The sequence below is a fragment of the Pseudoalteromonas sp. MIP2626 genome (genome assembly GCF_013414205.1).
GTDB lineage: Bacteria > Pseudomonadota > Gammaproteobacteria > Enterobacterales > Alteromonadaceae > Pseudoalteromonas > Pseudoalteromonas nigrifaciens.
The window spans coordinates 1-17,264 of the sequence record NZ_JAATTW010000064.1; the positions used below are offsets into that span (position 1 = coordinate 1).

General features: G+C 41.9%; 12 protein-coding genes. 8 read left to right on the top strand and 4 right to left on the bottom strand.

Annotated elements, in window-relative coordinates; genetic code table 11:
* Window positions 1-73: 73 nt before the first annotated feature.
* Entirely contained in the window at window positions 74-1,618 is a 1,545-nt protein-coding gene (locus HC000_RS16635; RefSeq protein ID WP_257025607.1) for a methyl-accepting chemotaxis protein, read from the bottom strand.
* Window positions 1,619-1,952: 334 nt separating this feature from the next.
* Between HC000_RS16635 and rraA the strand changes: the two genes are divergently transcribed.
* Both rraA and HC000_RS16645 read left to right on the top strand, forming a co-directional pair.
* Entirely contained in the window at window positions 1,953-2,450 is a 498-nt protein-coding gene (gene rraA / locus HC000_RS16640; protein WP_011329377.1) for a ribonuclease E activity regulator RraA, read from the top strand.
* 1 nt (window position 2,451) lies between these two features.
* The gene (locus HC000_RS16645) at window positions 2,452-3,501 is read left to right on the top strand and encodes a formimidoylglutamase (protein ID WP_179808229.1); all 1,050 of its coding nucleotides are present in this window, start codon (window positions 2,452-2,454) and stop codon (window positions 3,499-3,501) included.
* Here the strand turns inward: HC000_RS16645 and HC000_RS16650 are convergent.
* Complete coding sequence (locus HC000_RS16650) at window positions 3,498-5,168, bottom strand: GGDEF domain-containing phosphodiesterase (protein ID WP_179808242.1); 1,671 nt, start codon at window positions 5,166-5,168, stop codon at window positions 3,498-3,500. The genes HC000_RS16645 and HC000_RS16650 overlap by 4 nt on opposite strands.
* Window positions 5,169-5,305: 137 nt before the next feature.
* Window positions 5,306-6,553: an imidazolonepropionase gene (hutI, locus tag HC000_RS16655; RefSeq protein ID WP_179808231.1), complete on the bottom strand. Its 1,248-nt coding sequence runs from the start codon at window positions 6,551-6,553 to the stop codon at window positions 5,306-5,308.
* 119 nt (window positions 6,554-6,672) lie between these two features.
* Between hutI and hutC the strand changes: the two genes are divergently transcribed.
* From hutC to hutH, 3 genes are read left to right on the top strand one after another with little or no spacing between them, the layout of a single operon-like run.
* On the top strand, window positions 6,673-7,386 hold the full coding sequence (gene hutC / locus HC000_RS16660) for a histidine utilization repressor (protein WP_179808233.1): 714 nt from the start codon (window positions 6,673-6,675) through the stop codon (window positions 7,384-7,386).
* 20 nt (window positions 7,387-7,406) lie between these two features.
* Entirely contained in the window at window positions 7,407-9,080 is a 1,674-nt protein-coding gene (gene hutU, locus HC000_RS16665) for a urocanate hydratase (RefSeq protein WP_179808235.1), read from the top strand.
* A gap of 2 nt (window positions 9,081-9,082) precedes the next feature.
* On the top strand, window positions 9,083-10,615 hold the full coding sequence (gene hutH, locus HC000_RS16670; protein ID WP_179808237.1) for a histidine ammonia-lyase: 1,533 nt from the start codon (window positions 9,083-9,085) through the stop codon (window positions 10,613-10,615).
* Here hutH and HC000_RS16675 read toward each other — a convergent pair.
* On the bottom strand, window positions 10,612-11,382 hold the full coding sequence (locus HC000_RS16675; protein WP_179808239.1) for an NAD-dependent epimerase/dehydratase family protein: 771 nt from the start codon (window positions 11,380-11,382) through the stop codon (window positions 10,612-10,614). The genes hutH and HC000_RS16675 overlap by 4 nt on opposite strands.
* Window positions 11,383-11,492: 110 nt before the next feature.
* Between HC000_RS16675 and HC000_RS16680 the strand changes: the two genes are divergently transcribed.
* From HC000_RS16680 to mutT, 3 genes are all read left to right on the top strand, one after another.
* A complete protein-coding gene (locus HC000_RS16680) occupies window positions 11,493-13,520 on the top strand; it encodes a methyl-accepting chemotaxis protein (RefSeq protein ID WP_089368817.1) in 2,028 nt (675 codons plus the stop codon).
* Window positions 13,521-13,938: 418 nt separating this feature from the next.
* Window positions 13,939-16,647, top strand: a complete 2,709-nt coding sequence (gene secA, locus HC000_RS16685; RefSeq protein WP_011329386.1) for a preprotein translocase subunit SecA — start codon at window positions 13,939-13,941, stop codon at window positions 16,645-16,647.
* 72 nt (window positions 16,648-16,719) lie between these two features.
* Entirely contained in the window at window positions 16,720-17,118 is a 399-nt protein-coding gene (gene mutT, locus HC000_RS16690) for an 8-oxo-dGTP diphosphatase MutT (RefSeq protein ID WP_011329387.1), read from the top strand.
* Window positions 17,119-17,264: the final 146 nt, after the last annotated feature.

Here is a 17,264-nt window from a genome sequence, read left to right on the forward strand (position 1 = left end):
TACCTCAGGTTAATATGCTGAGTAAATTATGCATAGGTAGCATTAATATTGGTATGTGGGTTTAATTGCGCGCTTACCCTTCTATTTCACTTGTAGACTCTTGTGTTCGCTGAGCCAATGAGCGCACTTCATCTGCAACCACAGCAAAGCCTCGGCCTTGCTCGCCCGCTCTAGCGGCTTCAATAGCGGCGTTTAACGCTAACAAGTTAGTTTGATCGGCAATCGCACGAATAACATCAAGCACAGAGCCTATTGTTTCACCGTCTTTTTCTAATAAAGAAACAACACTTGAGGCATGCTCTAAAGAGTCAGACAACCCTCTAATATGGGCGACGGTTGACTCAACCTCACTACGACCTTGTTGCGCACTTAAATTAGTCGATTCGGCTTTTTTAGCCGCGGCTTCAGTATTATGTGAAATATCTTGAATGGTCGCCTGCATTTCGGTCGCCGCGGTGGCCACCATATCGGCTTCATGTAATTGATCTTGCATACCCGAGCTGGTTGCGGCAGTACTTTCTGATAGATTTTCAGTAGCGATATTTAACGCATTTAAAGCCCCATTCACCTCGTTTATAAGGCTGTTAAAGTCACCAATTAAGCTATTAAAATCTTTCGACATTATCGTAATTTCGTCATTGCCAATTTGCTCAATAGTTACTGTTAAATCATTATTGCGTCGAATCTTGTTTATAGATTGGTAAATACGCTCTACAGGTACAATAATAGAGCGACTGGTTAAGTAAACCAGGGTTAAAACTATAATACCCGATATAATAAACACCATAATAGCGACCGACTGTGCTTTAGCTATACTGGCTTCAACTTGCAATTTAGTATCTGCTACTAGCTGCATTACCAACTGATCACTTTGATCTACACTTTGTTGCATGCGTCCAAGTGCGCCTGAGTCTAGATCGACACCTAATTCAAGCTGCGCTTTTACCAAGGCTTGAAAAGCACTTTGATAATTAGACAGTAGGCTTTTTAAGTTACTTTTAATGTTTTGACTTAGTGATGAGCTCGCTATTTTTTGCTGTAACGTATCAACATGATCTTGAAAACTTGCTAAATATTTTTCATCCAAACGTAACATAAAGTCTTTTTCGGCACGTCTTAACTGTAGCATTAGGGTCAATAGTTGATATTCATCTTGTTGATTGAGCAAATTTTCTACTTCGTGTACAGCACTTCGCAGTTGCCCATAAAGCCCATCGTCTTGATGTAAGCCAATACTTTTTTGCAGCCGCACAACATCATTAAAATCACTATAAAAGCTTTTTATTAAACGCGTATAAAGGGTTATCTGTTGTGTATCAATCTCTGAATCTTGCATTTGCGATTGTAGTTCAATTATTTGTTTATTTAACTGTGCGTACTCTTGTTCAAATAATGAGAGTGCTTGTGGCTGTTTATAAAACAAAAATATTTTTTCATGTGCACTTAACTGCAACTGATGAATGTTTAACTGCTCGGCCTGTTGCGTGATATTAGTTAACTTTAACGTGGTTTGTGAACCTGTGATAATTACATATAAAAAAGCCAGCATGGCCAAAGCAACTGTTAAAGCATTTAGCTGTAAACGTCGCTTAATGGTCACGTTTTGTAAAACAATCATTGTTACACCTTTAAAAATTTAATGAGCAACTTTGTTACTTACACTTAAATTGCTTAAGCTTTTAACAAAGAAATAAATACCGAAAAACACTAAAACACCTGCACTGCTGAGCACTATTTAAAGTGACGTTATTTAACTTACTTAGCCACGCAATTATTTAGTCGCGGATTATATGCCAGCATTAACTTAAGGCCTATAAATTGTATAGGCCAATGATTACAAATTATTTATTAGCGGCCTACGTTGCCTAAATTTACTGCGATTAAGTCGTTGTTATTGCATATAAGGAGGGTATACTGAAGCATAAACTAATGTATCTTTTGAGGATAAAATAATGGATTACAGCACTTCTGACTTATGTGACCACTTTGCCGATGTGGTTGACGTGCTTGAACCTATGTTCATCAACTTTGGTGGCCGACACAGCTTTGGTGGCCGCATTAAAACGGTTAAATGTTTTGAAAATAATGAACTTATCCGTGAATTACTTTCTCAAGATGGTACAGACCTAGTGCTACTTATTGACGGTGGTGGCTCTACTCGTCGTGCGCTTATCGATATTGAACTGGCCGAACTTGCACTTGAAAACAACTGGCAAGGTATTATTGTTTACGGGGCTGTACGCCACGTAGACGAAATTGAAGAGCTTGATTTAGGCATTCAAGCTATTGCCTCTATTCCGGTTGCAGCAGATAGCCAAGGCGCAGGCGAAGACGGCATTGGGGTTAACTTTGCTGGCGTATCGTTTTTTGATGATGACTTTATTTATGCCGACAGCACCGGCATTGTATTATCTGCAGAAGAGCTAGAACTGGAAATCGTAGAAATATAACGTGGCGCACTATTTAAACGTTTACGATGAAAGCGCGGTTAAGTCGTTTTGCACTAGTCGCGCTAACGAAACCAAAGTATGGCAGTCAATGTCATTACTCGATACCGACGTAAATATACAACAAGCGCTTAGCGATGCCGCACAATTTGGCATGCGCTACGTGTTACTGGGTATTTGTGAAGATATTGGCCCAAAAGCAAACTTAGGAGCCGGGGGTGCAGAGCAAGCATGGCCGGCTTTTTTACAACGTTTTTTAAACCAGCCTTATAATCAATTTATTGCCACGCAAAAAGTACTGTTACTTGGCGAAGTGCACACAGCTGATTTAATGGCGCAAAGCGCTCTACTCGACAACCAAAAACCTGCCCATTTAACACAGTTGCGTGAGTTATGTGAGCAACTTGATCAACGCGTAGAAGCTATATTAAGTTTAATATTTAAAGCGGGGCTTGAACCCATTGTTATTGGTGGTGGCCATAATAATTGCTTAGGTATTATAAAAGCGTTAGCTAAGTATAAAAACACCGCTATTAACGCTATAAATTTTGATCCCCACGCCGACTTTCGAGAATGCGAAGGCCGCCACAGTGGTAATGGCTTTAGCTATGCGTACAGCGCGCAGTGTTTAAAAAGTTACCATGTTATTGGCTTGCACGAGCTAAAAAACAATCAAGCTATTATAGATGCGTTAGCCGCTGCTAATTTTACTTTTAATAGCTATCAGTCAATCGCCGTTAAACGTGAAATTAATCTAACTCAAGCAGTGAGCAATGCGCTGAAGAGTTTTGATGCAGCGCCTCTAGGTGTTGAGGTTGATTTAGATAGCATTGCATTTATGCCTGTAAGTGCTTATACCTGTAGTGGTTTTAGCGTAAGTGACGCTGAGCACTTTGTGCATTTAGCTGCAAGCAACCGCCACTCTCACTACTTACACTTATGCGAAGCAGCTCCCATTCAACATCCCAGCGGGATTAAAGCCGGTAAAGTGCATTGCGGACAAGTTATTAGCGCACTAGTGAATAGTTACCTGCAAGCCAAAGAGTGTGCTTAATTACTTTGCTGCTGCGCTAATTGCCACTGCTTTAACCAGCTCATTAAACCAACACTGCTTAATGGGTGGCCAAAATAATAGCCTTGTGCAGCATAGCCTTCTAGGCTTTTTACAAATTTAAGCTGATCTAGGGTTTCAACCCCTTCAAAAATAACCTTAGTACTTTGTTGATTATGCATTTGCACCATACCAACAACTAGGCTGCGAATATTGTTTTGATTACTAAAATCAGCAGTTAATGCTGGCGCGACTTTAATGTATTCTACCGCTAAACTAGGTAACTTAGAGAGCGAAACGGGGTTATCGCCCAAACCATCAACACACACTTTTAAGCCTATATTATTAAGCCGCGCAATCATGGCTCGCCCTTTGTCATCTAGGTTAGTAAAAATATGTAGCGGGCACTCAACAATTAAATCGCCAGGCCTTAAGTTATGCTCTTTCATAGCACTTGTTACAAATTCTACAAACTCTTCATTGAGCATTTCAGGGCCAAATACATTAATGCTCAATGGCACCGCAAAGCCCTCCATACGCAATGCCATTGCAAGTTCAGCAGCGCGCTCTATAACAAATATAGCCAGTGGGTAAGCAAGCCCTGCAATTCTAATATCATCAATAAAACGACTCGCTGAAAGTATGCCTTGCTTAGGATGCTGCCAGCGCAGTAATAGTTCTAAAAACTCTATTTGGCCATTATCATTTACAATAACCGGCTGAAAATACAGCTCGAACTCATTGGTAAAGTCAATTTCTGCAAGCTCTTTTAATCGTGCTTGCTGCTCTAACTGCTCAATCATCATTTGTTGATGATAAGCAACCACCTGTTGTTTTGGCTGGCTATCAAGTGCTAGGTAAGCCGATTTAATTAAATTATCAAAATCGTCATCTTGCTCATTACAATGCACATAGCTTGCTCTTGCGGTCACTTCTATAGTGCAGTTAGCCACATTAAAAGGTTTAAGTGTAGCGCCAAATATTTCGATAATTATTTTTTCATGCAAGTGTTTATGGCTGGCTAAATTACAAATAAAGGCAAAGTTAAGCCCTCCTAAATGGGCTAGTTTTTCATCGTCCTCTAACGATACAATGCCATCATTATTGAGCAATTCTTTTATTCTATTCGCTGATTGAGCAAGCAATAAATCACCAAAATCACGCCCAATATGCTGGTTAACTTGCTCAAAACCTTCTAAACGAAGAATTACCAACGCCCCTAGTGACGGCGCTTTATTACGCCACATATTATAACCTTGACGTAATTTTTGTTTATCGGCAAAAGAGGCCAGTGGAGAGCTTTCGATGTAATGCTCAGGCGCTGCTTGCTGCTTTAAGGGCGCTTGATTAAGTCCCTCATTATTAATAACAAACCCAGTCAATGATAATAACAACACCGCAATAACAACCCAAAACAGTGCAATACCAAATGCTGCAATGGCTATAAGTAATACTATAAATAACACCGCAGCAAGTGCACTTAATATAATTAACAGCTTGTTTTTATGTACAATTGCATGCCACAAGTTAAAGCCAAAACCTAATGCGAGTAAAGCACTAAGCCATGCAGCGCCACTGCTTAAAATGGCCAACCCTATTAACCCTGTGCATAAGTAGCTTAATCTAGATGCCGTATTTTTTACGCTCAGCAAGGTGGCAATCATCGCCATAAATAAAGCGCCACTAAAAAAAATTGGCAAGCCGCTGTCGCTAAGTAAGCCCAAATTAGTACTACTGGTACTGGCTAAAAAATTAAATAAAAGCATAAATATTAAGGCCTACTTATAGGTTTGGGGTAAATGTGTGACTAATTAAGTTTACCCATAATCCATAAATTTAACAGTTTATTTACCCCGAACTGGTAACTTAATTGTGCTGGATGGTTTATTTGCCAATGTGCAATGTCGGCCCTCGCACCTACTTTTAAAACCCCGCGGTCTGTTAACCCTAAAGCTTTAGCAGCATTACGAGTTACTCCCGCAAGTGACTGCTCGGGTGTTAATCTAAATAATGTGCATGCCATATTCATCATTAATTGTAGCGAGCACAGCGGTGAAGTACCCGGATTAAAGTCGCTAGCAATAGCTATAGGCACTTTATATTGATTAAGCAAAGCTATTGGCGGAAGTTGCGTTTCTCTTAAAAAGTAAAATGCACCAGGCAACAATACCGCCACCGTGCCCGCCTGTGCCATCGCTTTTACGCCATCTTCATCTAGGTATTCAATATGATCAGCCGACAGCCCGTTAAATTGCGCCACCAGCTCAGCACCGTGTTGATTAGAGAGTTGCTCGGCATGGCATTTTACTGGCAAGTTATGTTTTTTTGCAGCCTCGAATACCCGCTTGGTTTGGGTATAGCTAAAGCCTACATTCTCACAAAAAACATCAACCGCATCAGCAAGGTTATTAGCCACTACCTGATCAAGCATATCGTTACATACTAAATCAATATAGTCATCGCTACGCCCTTTGTACTCTGGTGGTAGCGCATGCGCCCCTAAAAAAGTGGTTTTAATATTAATAGGATGATGTTCATCGAGTAAACGCGCCACTTCTAATATTTTTATTTCGTTGGCTGTATCGAGCCCATAACCCGACTTTATTTCTACCGTTGTCACGCCCTCTGCCAGTAAGGTATTTAGCCTGTCTTTGGCGGCTACAAATAATTGCTCATGATCGGCAGCGCGAGTGGCTTTAACTGTACTAGTTATACCGCCGCCTTGGGCAGCAATTTGCTCATAACTCACCCCTTGTAAGCGCTGCTCAAACTCCTCTGCTCTAGAGCCTGCAAATACTAAATGTGTGTGGCAATCTATTAACCCTGGGGTTAACCATTGCCCTTTTATGCTCAAGGTAGGCGTTGCAAACACATCAAAACTAGGTAAGTTTTTTTGCTCACCTAGCCACATAATTTTTCCATTTTTGATTGCTAAGGCTGCATTTTCTATCGCGCCATAAGGCGTCTCTAAAGTGCTATCCATAGTGGCAATGTTGGCATCGGTAAGCAGTAAATCAATATCTTCTAATTCATAATCTAATGTTGCACTTTGCATATTCGCGCTCTTGTGTTTTTTGTAATGACTAAAATATAGTCTAACAACCCATCTTGTATATACAAGGTAATTATGCCATCTTAATCTTATAGTTTATTTTTAATACAATTAAATACACCATGACAACACCTAAGTTTGCACAAATAAAACAGTTTATAGTTGATAAAATTAGCAGTGCTACATGGCAAGAAAACCAGCGTGTACCTTCTGAAAACGAGCTAAGCAATCAATTTGCTGTAAGCCGTATGACCGCTCGGCGCGCATTAAGCGAGCTAACTGAGGCGGGAATTTTAACTCGCAGCCAAGGGTTAGGCACCTTTGTTGCTAGCTTTAAATCGCAGTCGTCATTACTTGAAATTAAAAATATTGCCGATGAAGTAAAAGAACGTAATGGTAATTATAGCTGTACAGTATTGGCGCTTGAGTCGTTACCCGCAATTACTAGCATTGCCATTGCACTGGGTATTAAAGTTAACAGCACTGTGTATCGCAGTGTATTACTGCATAACGAAAATGCCAGACCACTGCAAGTAGAGGAGCGCTTTGTAAACCCCGCTTTTGCCACGCAGTACTTGCAACAAAACTTTACACTACTTACTCCACATGAATACTTATCGAATGTAGCCCCGCTTACCCAAGCGACACATACGGTGGAAGCCATTATGCCCAATAAACAAATGTGCCAGTGGCTTAACTTATCAAGTCAAGAACCTTGCCTGCAACTCATTCGCCGCACTTGGTCAAGTAACGGCATTGTGAGTTATGCCCGGCTTGTTTCACCAGGAAGTAAGTATCGTTTAGGTGGTCACTTAACTTTTAAAAATAATAATTAAAAACTACAACGGGAGTAAACATGAACAATCGACTCGACAACAGCCGCACAATACGCGCCCCTCACGGCGATAAAATTAGCGCTAAAAGTTGGCAAACCGAAGCTGCTAAACGTATGTTAATGAATAACTTAGACCCTGACGTTGCAGAGCATCCCCATGCATTAGTTGTTTATGGCGGCATTGGTCGCGCTGCACGTGACTGGCCAAGTTACGACAAAATTATAGCAACCCTCGATAGACTCGAAGATGACGAAACGCTACTCGTACAATCGGGTAAACCTGTAGGGGTATTTAAAACCCACAGTAATGCGCCGCGGGTACTCATAGCTAATTCTAACTTGGTACCGCACTGGGCTAATTGGGAGCACTTTAACGAGCTCGATAAAAAGGGCTTGATGATGTACGGGCAAATGACTGCGGGTTCTTGGATTTACATTGGCTCACAAGGCATAGTGCAAGGCACTTACGAAACCTTTGTGGCCATGGCTAAACAACATTTTGCTGGCAGTGCTAAAGGTAAATGGGTATTAACTGGCGGGCTTGGTGGCATGGGCGGCGCACAACCTCTTGCTGCAACTATGGCAGGCTTTTGTGCATTAGTGGTGGAATGCGATGAAACCCGTATCGATTTTAGAATAAAAACCGGTTACGTAGATATTAAAGCCAACAACCTTGAACACGCGCTACAACTTATAACCAATGCGTGCGTAAAAGGTGACGCCCTTTCGGTCGGGTTGCTTGGTAATGCCGCCGATGTGTTTAGCACTTTAGTTAAAAGTGGCGTTACTCCCGATGTGGTCACCGATCAAACCTCAGCGCACGATCCGCTAAATGGCTATTTACCGCAAGGCTGGAGCATGGAACATGCAGCTAAAATGCGCGAACAAGACCCAAAAGCGGTTGTAACTGCAGCTAAGCAATCAATGGCTGTGCAAGTAAGAGCTATGCTCGCGCTGCAACAAGCGGGCGCTGCTACCACTGATTATGGCAACAATATTCGGCAAATGGCATTTGATGAAGGAGTAAGTAACGCGTTTGATTTTCCGGGGTTTGTCCCTGCGTATATTCGCCCTTTATTTTGCGAAGGCATTGGCCCATTTAGATGGGTGGCACTGTCGGGCGACCCCGAAGATATTTATAAAACCGATGCCAAAGTTAAAGAGTTAATCCCCGATGACGCACACTTACATAACTGGCTTGATATGGCGCGTGAACGTATTCAGTTTCAAGGCTTACCGGCGCGTATTTGCTGGGTAGGATTAAAAGACAGAGCCCGTCTTGCACTCGCTTTTAACAACATGGTTAAAAATGGCGAGCTTAAAGCCCCGGTTGTTATTGGTCGCGACCACCTCGACTCTGGCTCGGTTGCTAGCCCTAACCGCGAAACCGAAGCTATGCTAGATGGCTCTGATGCGGTATCTGATTGGCCATTACTCAATGCACTTCTTAACACAGCCAGTGGTGCAACTTGGGTATCGCTACACCATGGCGGTGGCGTAGGTATGGGCTTTAGCCAACATGCAGGCGTAGTTATTGTGGCTGACGGCAGCGACGAAGCAAAACAGCGTATTGCCCGCGTACTGTGGAACGACCCTGCAACTGGAGTTATGCGCCACGCGGATGCAGGCTACGATATAGCAAAAAATTGTGCAAAAGAGCAAAACCTAGACTTACCAATGTTAAACGAGGAATGATCATGCTTGAACTAACTCTCACCCCCGGCTCGCTTGATTTAAACACACTAAGAAAAATTAATAATTCACCGGTAAAATTGAGCCTTATAAAGCATGCCGAGTCGCAAATAGCTGCCAGCGCACAAACAGTGCAAAACGTAATTAACGAGCACCGCACTGTATATGGTATTAATACCGGTTTTGGCTTATTAGCTAACACCAAAATTGCCGATAACGAACTAGAGCTATTACAACGCTCTATTGTACTTTCGCATGCGGCAGGTATTGGCGAGTATATGGATGACAGTACCGTACGCTTAATGATCACCTTAAAAATTAATTCACTGTCGCGTGGCTATTCTGGTATTCGTTTGCAGGTCATTGAATTTTTTATCCAGTTGCTTAATAGCCAAGTATACCCTTGCGTGCCTAAAAAAGGCTCGGTGGGTGCATCGGGCGATTTAGCACCGCTTGCTCATATGTGCTTGCCGTTACTAGCCGAAGGCCACATGCGCCACCAAGGGCAAATAATGAGTGCCGAGCAAGGGCTTAAAATTGCGGGGCTAAAACCACTTACCTTAGCCGCTAAAGAAGGCTTAGCCCTTTTAAACGGCACCCAAGCCTCGACTGCTTTTGCATTACAAGGGCTATTTAGAGCAGAGGATTTATACGCACAAAGCTGCGTAATTGGCGCTATGAGTATTGAAGCGGCCATGGGCAGCCGAGCACCATTTGATGCGCGTATTCATGAAATTCGAGGCCAACAAGGGCAAATAGATACTGCAGCTATATTTAGAGCCTTGCTAGGTCCACAATCACAAATTAGTGAATCACACGTAAATTGTGAAAAAGTACAAGACCCCTACTCTTTACGCTGTCAGCCACAAGTGCTTGGTGCTTGCTTAACCCAAATTCGCCAGGCGGCAGAAGTTTTATTATGTGAGTCTAACGGCGTAACCGACAACCCGCTGGTATTTGCTGATGTGGGTGATATTATTTCTGGCGGTAATTTTCATGCAGAGCCGGTGGCAATGGCCGCCGATAACTTAGCAATTGCCATTGCTGAAATTGGCGCACTTGCCGAGCGCCGAATTGCTTTACTAATTGACTCTAGCCTATCTAAATTGCCGCCTTTTTTAGTTGAAAATGGCGGCGTAAACTCAGGCTTTATGATCGCCCAAGTAACTGCCGCAGCCCTGGCATCTGAAAACAAATCACTTGCCCACCCAGCTTCTGTAGATAGTTTGCCAACCTCGGCGAATCAAGAAGATCATGTGTCTATGGCCACTTTTGCGGCAAGGCGCTTGAAGGAAATGGCCGATAACACCCAAGGCGTACTTGCTGTTGAATGGTTAGCGGCCGCGCAGGGGTTAGAGTTTAGAAAGAAGCTTACAGCTGCTGCTAAAGTAGAGCGTGCTAAAAGCTTACTGCGCGAGCATGTAAGCTACTACGATAAAGACCGTTACTTTGCCCCCGATATTGAAGCTGCAAATGCGTTATTAAACGCAGGCAAGTTATGCAACTTTATTGAGGGTGACTGCTTAGTATCTTATTAAATTGCGTATTGGTAACTAAACCCTAACGCCTCAATGGCTGAGCCAAGCACTTTGCGCTCAGCCGTATCTGTTCCCGTAAAGCGTGGCATTTCGCCGCCATGTTGTTGGCACTTTTGCGCATAGTAATCGCGCTTACAAGGATGCGACGGGTTAACCACATTATAAATACTCTGCCCTTGATGCCAATGCTCAAGCACCGCAAAAATAGCGTTAATCACATCTTGCTGATGCACCATATTAACGACTTGCTCGGCAGAGGTATTTAGCTCTTTACCTGCAATAAAACGCCCCGGCTCTCTATTGGGTCCAACTAAACCGGCTAAGCGCAGCACTTTACCGTTTTGCTCTAGTACTTGCTCTTCAGCTTCATATAGCTTTATTTGTCGCTCGTTTGTACACGAAATATCGCTGCTTTCGCTATATACACCTGATTCTTGATCGTACACTCCCGTTGATGAGCAAAGTAAAAAGCCCTTAGCATTCAGTTTTTTTGCCAGTGTAAGTGCTGCCGTTAATGTTTGCGCATAATTGTTTTCACTATGGCGACTACGTGGAGGAATAGCGCACACCCAGTAGGCATTTTGTAAATCAATTTGATGCGTTAACTGGCCATTTTCTAGCAAAAACTGACGTTCAAAATCATGCTCATGCACTGCTGAGCGGTGTGTACCCTGCACTTGCCAACCTGCTTGCTGCGCATTAACGCATAAAGCACTGCCTAGCCAGCCCGCGCCTAGTACCACTAAGTTGTTACTCTGATGATTCAATTTATATGACCCCGTTTATTTAAATGTATAATTCTTAACTCATTTCATAGAGTTCTAAAATTAAATATGCTTAGATATCTGTTACAAAAACAATAACAACATGTGCACTTATGCTAAATAACTTATCATTAAGAAAAAAAATATTATTATTGATTGGCGGAACAATTACTATTTTACTGCTCATTGCCTCTACTTTTTTTGTTAACCATATTGCCAAACTATCCAGAGTTAATATAGAGCGTGAGGCTCAAAGCTACTTACAAAGCGAGCAATTATCAATGCAAAGTTACTTTGCTACATACGGTAAAGTAGTTGCCACCTTTATTAATAATCCGCATTTGGTGAATTTTTTTACCGCGTGGGATAAGCGCGATCAAGCCCTAGAAAATGCCAACGGCTACTTGGCTATAAATCAAGACTTTGTACGCATAAGTGCAAATGATGAAAATATTTTATCTGCTTTTTTTGCCTCAGCCACTACCGGCGAGTACTTTAAAGAAAACGAACGTACTGCATATTATAATGGCGAACCTTACTACGCGTACAAACGAGGTTGGTGGCAAGAAGCAATGCAAATTAATAAGCTTTACGTAGGCCCTATTTCGGTAGACTTAACCACCGGCGATGCCTCAGCAGTTGTACAACAACCTGTTTATAACCCACAAGGCAAATTAATTGGTGTGGGCGGCGTTGACTTACAACTTAATAAAATTAACGACATGGTCGAAAACATTCGCTTTAACGGCCAAGGCTATGGCTTTTTATTAGATGATCAACAAAAAGTTGTGCACTTTTCAAAAGCATCTGGGCATAAACTCTCTGTCACCGACGAAGGCCCTAACGGTAAAGACGGACTCGATGCGCTTGAACAACAATTTAATAATACCTCAGGGTTTAAAACACTTAACAGTGCAATGCAAAATAACCTCGCGGGTAGCCAAACTGTTATGCTTAAAGGCGAGCAATTTTATGTGGTTTATAACCGCCTACAATTAGAGCAGCCTCATTTAGATTGGTATGTGGGTTTATTAATTCCAACCAGTATGATTGAAGCCCCGGTAAATGCTGCGGTTACAACCACTACAACCGCTGTTATCATTATTTTAGTGATTATTTTAGCAATGATTTTATGGGCCACCCATATGATTTCAAAACCAATCACTACACTCACGCATATTATGCGCGACATTGCTTCTGGCGAGGGTGATTTAACCCAAAAAATTAATATTGATAGCCAAGACGAAGTAGGCCAACTGGCTAATCATATGAATACCTTTATTGATAAGTTGCGAGCGATGATGCTAGACACCGCAGCACAAGCTGAGCAATTAAGTGCCGCTGCCGATCAGCTTAAAACGGTATCGCAACAAACGAATTCAGAAATTCAGCAAGAAAAACAACAAGTAGATAGTGTTAGTGCCGCAGTGACAGAAATGGCCACTACCGTGCAAGAAATATCACGTAACGCACAGCAAACAAATACCGCAGCAGAAGAAGTACAAGCAATTACTGCCGATGGTGCAAGCCGCTCAAGCCAAGCACAAAGTGTAATGAGTGCGCTGGCTGAACATATTGGCGAAGCCTCTAAGGTGGTTGCCGGGCTTGAGCAAGAAAGTAATAACATAGGCGCATTGGTTGATGTAATTAACTCAATTGCCGATCAAACCAACTTACTCGCGCTTAATGCAGCCATAGAAGCGGCCCGCGCCGGAGAACATGGCCGCGGCTTTGCCGTTGTTGCCGATGAAGTTCGCTCGTTGGCGAGTCGTACACAAGAGTCAACCGACGATATTCGCAATATGATTACCCGTTTACAGCAAATTGCTCAGCAAGCCTCTAGTATGATGCTACAAGGGCAAAAACAAACCGAGGACTCTGTGTTGCAAACAAAAGAAGTACTTAGCTCACTACAAAGCATTGCCCTGTCGGTAACTAAAGTACAAGATCAAAGTCATCAAATTGCCACCTCTACCGAGCAACAAACGGTAGTAGCAGAAGATATTAATACCAGCCTTAGTGCTATTAATAGTTTAGTTAATAGTACCGCAGAGCATGCACACACACTTGCCAATGAAGCACATGATTTAAGTGACCTTGCAGGGGCATTAAATAAAACGGTAAACCAGTTTAAACTATAAACGCCGGCTACTTATATTTAAGCGCTTGAGGATAAACTTTAAGCGCTTATTACCCCCTTGTTTTTAATTTATTCAGCACCATATCTTTGAGTGACTGTTGATATTTCAAAGTGGAAACTTACTTAATATCACTAGCTTTGCTAGCAGTTTTCACCTCGTATAAAAATATATAGCAATTTTATGTACTAGATTAAGTTTTTCTGTTTTTAATCCATATCTTTTTAGTGAGATGGTTTGTTGTTTAGCAGAGTCTGGTATAGTAGCACACGTAATAAACAGTGCTTTTTGAACGGTTTAATACAAAATTGCTAATTAATGTGTCCTCGGTGTTACTTTAAAGAATACATTAATTATCAATTGTTAAAAATGGGTTAGCCGATGTACGGCTGGCAAAAAAATACATTGTAACGGTTTTATCATGATATCTAATTTATTTACCAAGATTTTTGGTAGTCGCAATGACCGCACTATTAAAAACCTAAGAAAGACGGTCGCACTGATCAATGCACTTGAAACGCAATTAGAAGCGCTTTCTGATGACGACTTAAAAGCGAAAACAGCAGAGTTTAGAGAACGTTACGATAACGGACAAAGCCTTGACGACTTACTGCCTGAAGCATTTGCTGTGGTACGTGAAGCATCTAAACGTGTAAATGGCATGCGTCACTTTGACGTACAGCTACTCGGTGGCATGGTACTGCACCAAGGCCGTATTGCAGAAATGCGTACCGGTGAAGGTAAAACACTCACAGCTACATTACCTGCTTACTTAAATGGTTTAACTGGTAAGGGCGTACACGTAATTACCGTGAACGACTACCTAGCTAAACGCGATGCGGAAACTAACCGTCCGTTATTTGAGTTTTTAGGTTTAACAGTAGGCTGTAACGTACCGGGTATGATGCCACAGCAGAAAAAACAAGCTTATGTTGCCGATATTACGTACGGTACTAATAATGAGTTTGGTTTTGACTACCTGCGTGACAACATGGCATTTAGCATAGATGAGCGTGTACAACGTCCATTATTTTATGCTGTTGTCGATGAAGTGGATTCTATCTTAATTGATGAAGCCCGTACGCCCCTTATTATTTCAGGCCCTGCTGAGGACAGCTCAGAGCTATACACTGAAATTAATACCATGGTGCCTTTACTTGAACTACAAGAAAAAGAAGACGAAGAAGGTATTGAAGGCGATGGCGATTTCACTATTGATGAAAAGTCTAAGCAAGTTCATTTAACTGAACGTGGCCAAATTAAAGTTGAAGAGCTACTTACTGAGCGCGGCTTAATTGCAGAAGGCGATTCGCTTTATTCTGCAGCCAGCATTACGCTACTAAGCCATGTTTATGCAGCGCTTCGTGCTCATAAGCTTTATCAAAAAGATGTTGATTACGTTGTAAAAGAAAACGAAGTTATCATTATTGATGAGCACACTGGTCGTTCAATGGAAGGTCGTCGTTGGTCAGAAGGTTTACACCAAGCTGTTGAAGCTAAAGAAGGCGTAAATATTCAAAACGAAAACCAAACGCTTGCATCTATTACCTTTCAAAACTATTTCCGCTTATACGAAACACTTGCGGGCATGACAGGCACAGCCGATACGGAAGCATTTGAGTTCCAGTCTATTTACGGCCTAGACACTGTTGTTATGCCAACTAATAAGCCGATGGTTCGTGATGATCGCGCCGACTTAGTGTACCTAACGCAAGAAGAAAAATACGAAGCTATTTTAGTTGATATTAAAGACTGCCAAGAACGCGGACAACCTGTACTTGTAGGTACTATTTCAATTGAAAGCTCTGAGTATTTATCGCAATTTTTACGCAAAGAAAAAATTAAGCACAACGTACTTAATGCTAAATTTCATGCGCAAGAGGCTGATATCGTATCAGACGCTGGCCTACCAGGCACAGTAACGATTGCCACTAACATGGCTGGCCGTGGTACCGATATTGTACTTGGTGGTAACTGGCACAGCGAAGTTGAAAAGCTTGAAAACCCAACTGATGAACAAATTGCTGAAATTAAAGCTGCATGGAAAATACGCCATGACGCAGTAATTGATGCAGGTGGTTTACACATTATTGGTACTGAACGCCATGAATCTCGTCGTATAGATAACCAATTACGTGGTCGTTCTGGTCGTCAAGGTGATGCCGGTTCAAGCCGTTTTTACTTATCGATGGACGATGCGTTAATGCGTATTTTTGCTGGCGAGCGCATGACTAACATGATGCGTAAACTAGGTATGCAACGCGGTGAAGCTATTGAACATCCATGGGTTAACCGTGCGATTGAAAATGCACAGCGTAAAGTAGAAGCACGTAACTTTGATGTGCGTAAGCAATTACTTGAGTACGATGACGTAGCAAACGATCAACGCCGTGTGGTTTACTCACAGCGTAACGAACTACTTGAAGAAGGCGATATTTCAGAAACTATCACGGTTATTCGTGGTGATGTGCTGAGTAATATTATTGATCAGTACATTGCACCGCAAAGCTTGGCTGAAATGTGGGATGTACCTGGCCTTGAAGAGCGCTTAAAACAAGACTTCTTAATTGAATTGCCAATTACTCAGTGGCTAGCTGATGACAATAAACTCTATGAAGAAAAACTTCGTGAGCGCATTGAAGAGTCGGTTGGGCAAGCATATAAGCAAAAAGAAGAGATGGTAGGCGATTCAGTACTACGTCAATTCGAAAAAGCGATTATGTTACAAAGCCTAGATCAGCATTGGAAAGATCACCTGGCAGCAATGGATCATTTACGCCAAGGTATTCATTTACGTGGTTATGCGCAAAAAAATCCAAAGCAAGAGTACAAGCGTGAATCGTTTGAGCTATTCGCTGAAATGCTAGAAAACTTAAAAATAGATGTAGTAAGTATTTTAAGTAAAGTACAAGTACGCGCCGAAGAGGATGTTGAAAAAGTAGAAGAGCAACACCGTAAAAGTGAAAACGCTCCTCGCGAATATCAGCATGAAGAAGTTGAGCATGTAGGCGGCGAAGCACCACAAAGCGCAACTGTAATGGCACGTAGCGAGCCAAAAGTAGGCCGTAACGATCCTTGTCCTTGTGGCTCAGGTCAAAAATTTAAGCAATGTTGTGGTAAATTAAAATAATCCAATAGTGTAATAAATTTCGTAAAAAGCGGCGCTTGCGTCGCTTTTTTTATGGTGTTTAAGGGAGATAAAATGACTAGTATAATTGTAAATGTGGCTGTTGGCGTAATTAAAAAAAATAACGCTCTGTTTATTTGCAAGCGGGCAAATGATCAACATCAAGGAGGTTTGTGGGAGTTTCCTGGTGGTAAAATTGAAGCCGGTGAAAGTGTATTTAGAGCACTTAAGCGTGAACTTCAAGAAGAGATTGGCATCACTATTTTTAGTTCCAGTGAGTTGCTAACAATAAAACACGATTACGATGATAAAACGGTAAAGCTGAACGTACATGTGGTGAGTAACTTTAGTGGTGAAGCACATGGCGCAGAAGGGCAAGATAATGCTTGGGTAAGTATTGACGAGCTAGATAACTACGAGTTTCCAGCAGCTAACGTCGATATTATTAGCGCTATAAAAGCGAAATATATTTAACGCTTAATATTTGGCTATACTCTTTTAGTAAAATAATAATAACAATAAACCGCCATTATTAGGCAGCTACATCGAGTAGGGTGAGGCTTTTGCCTCATCCCTCTCACAGAACCGTACGTACGGGCCTCGTATACGGCTCCTGTATT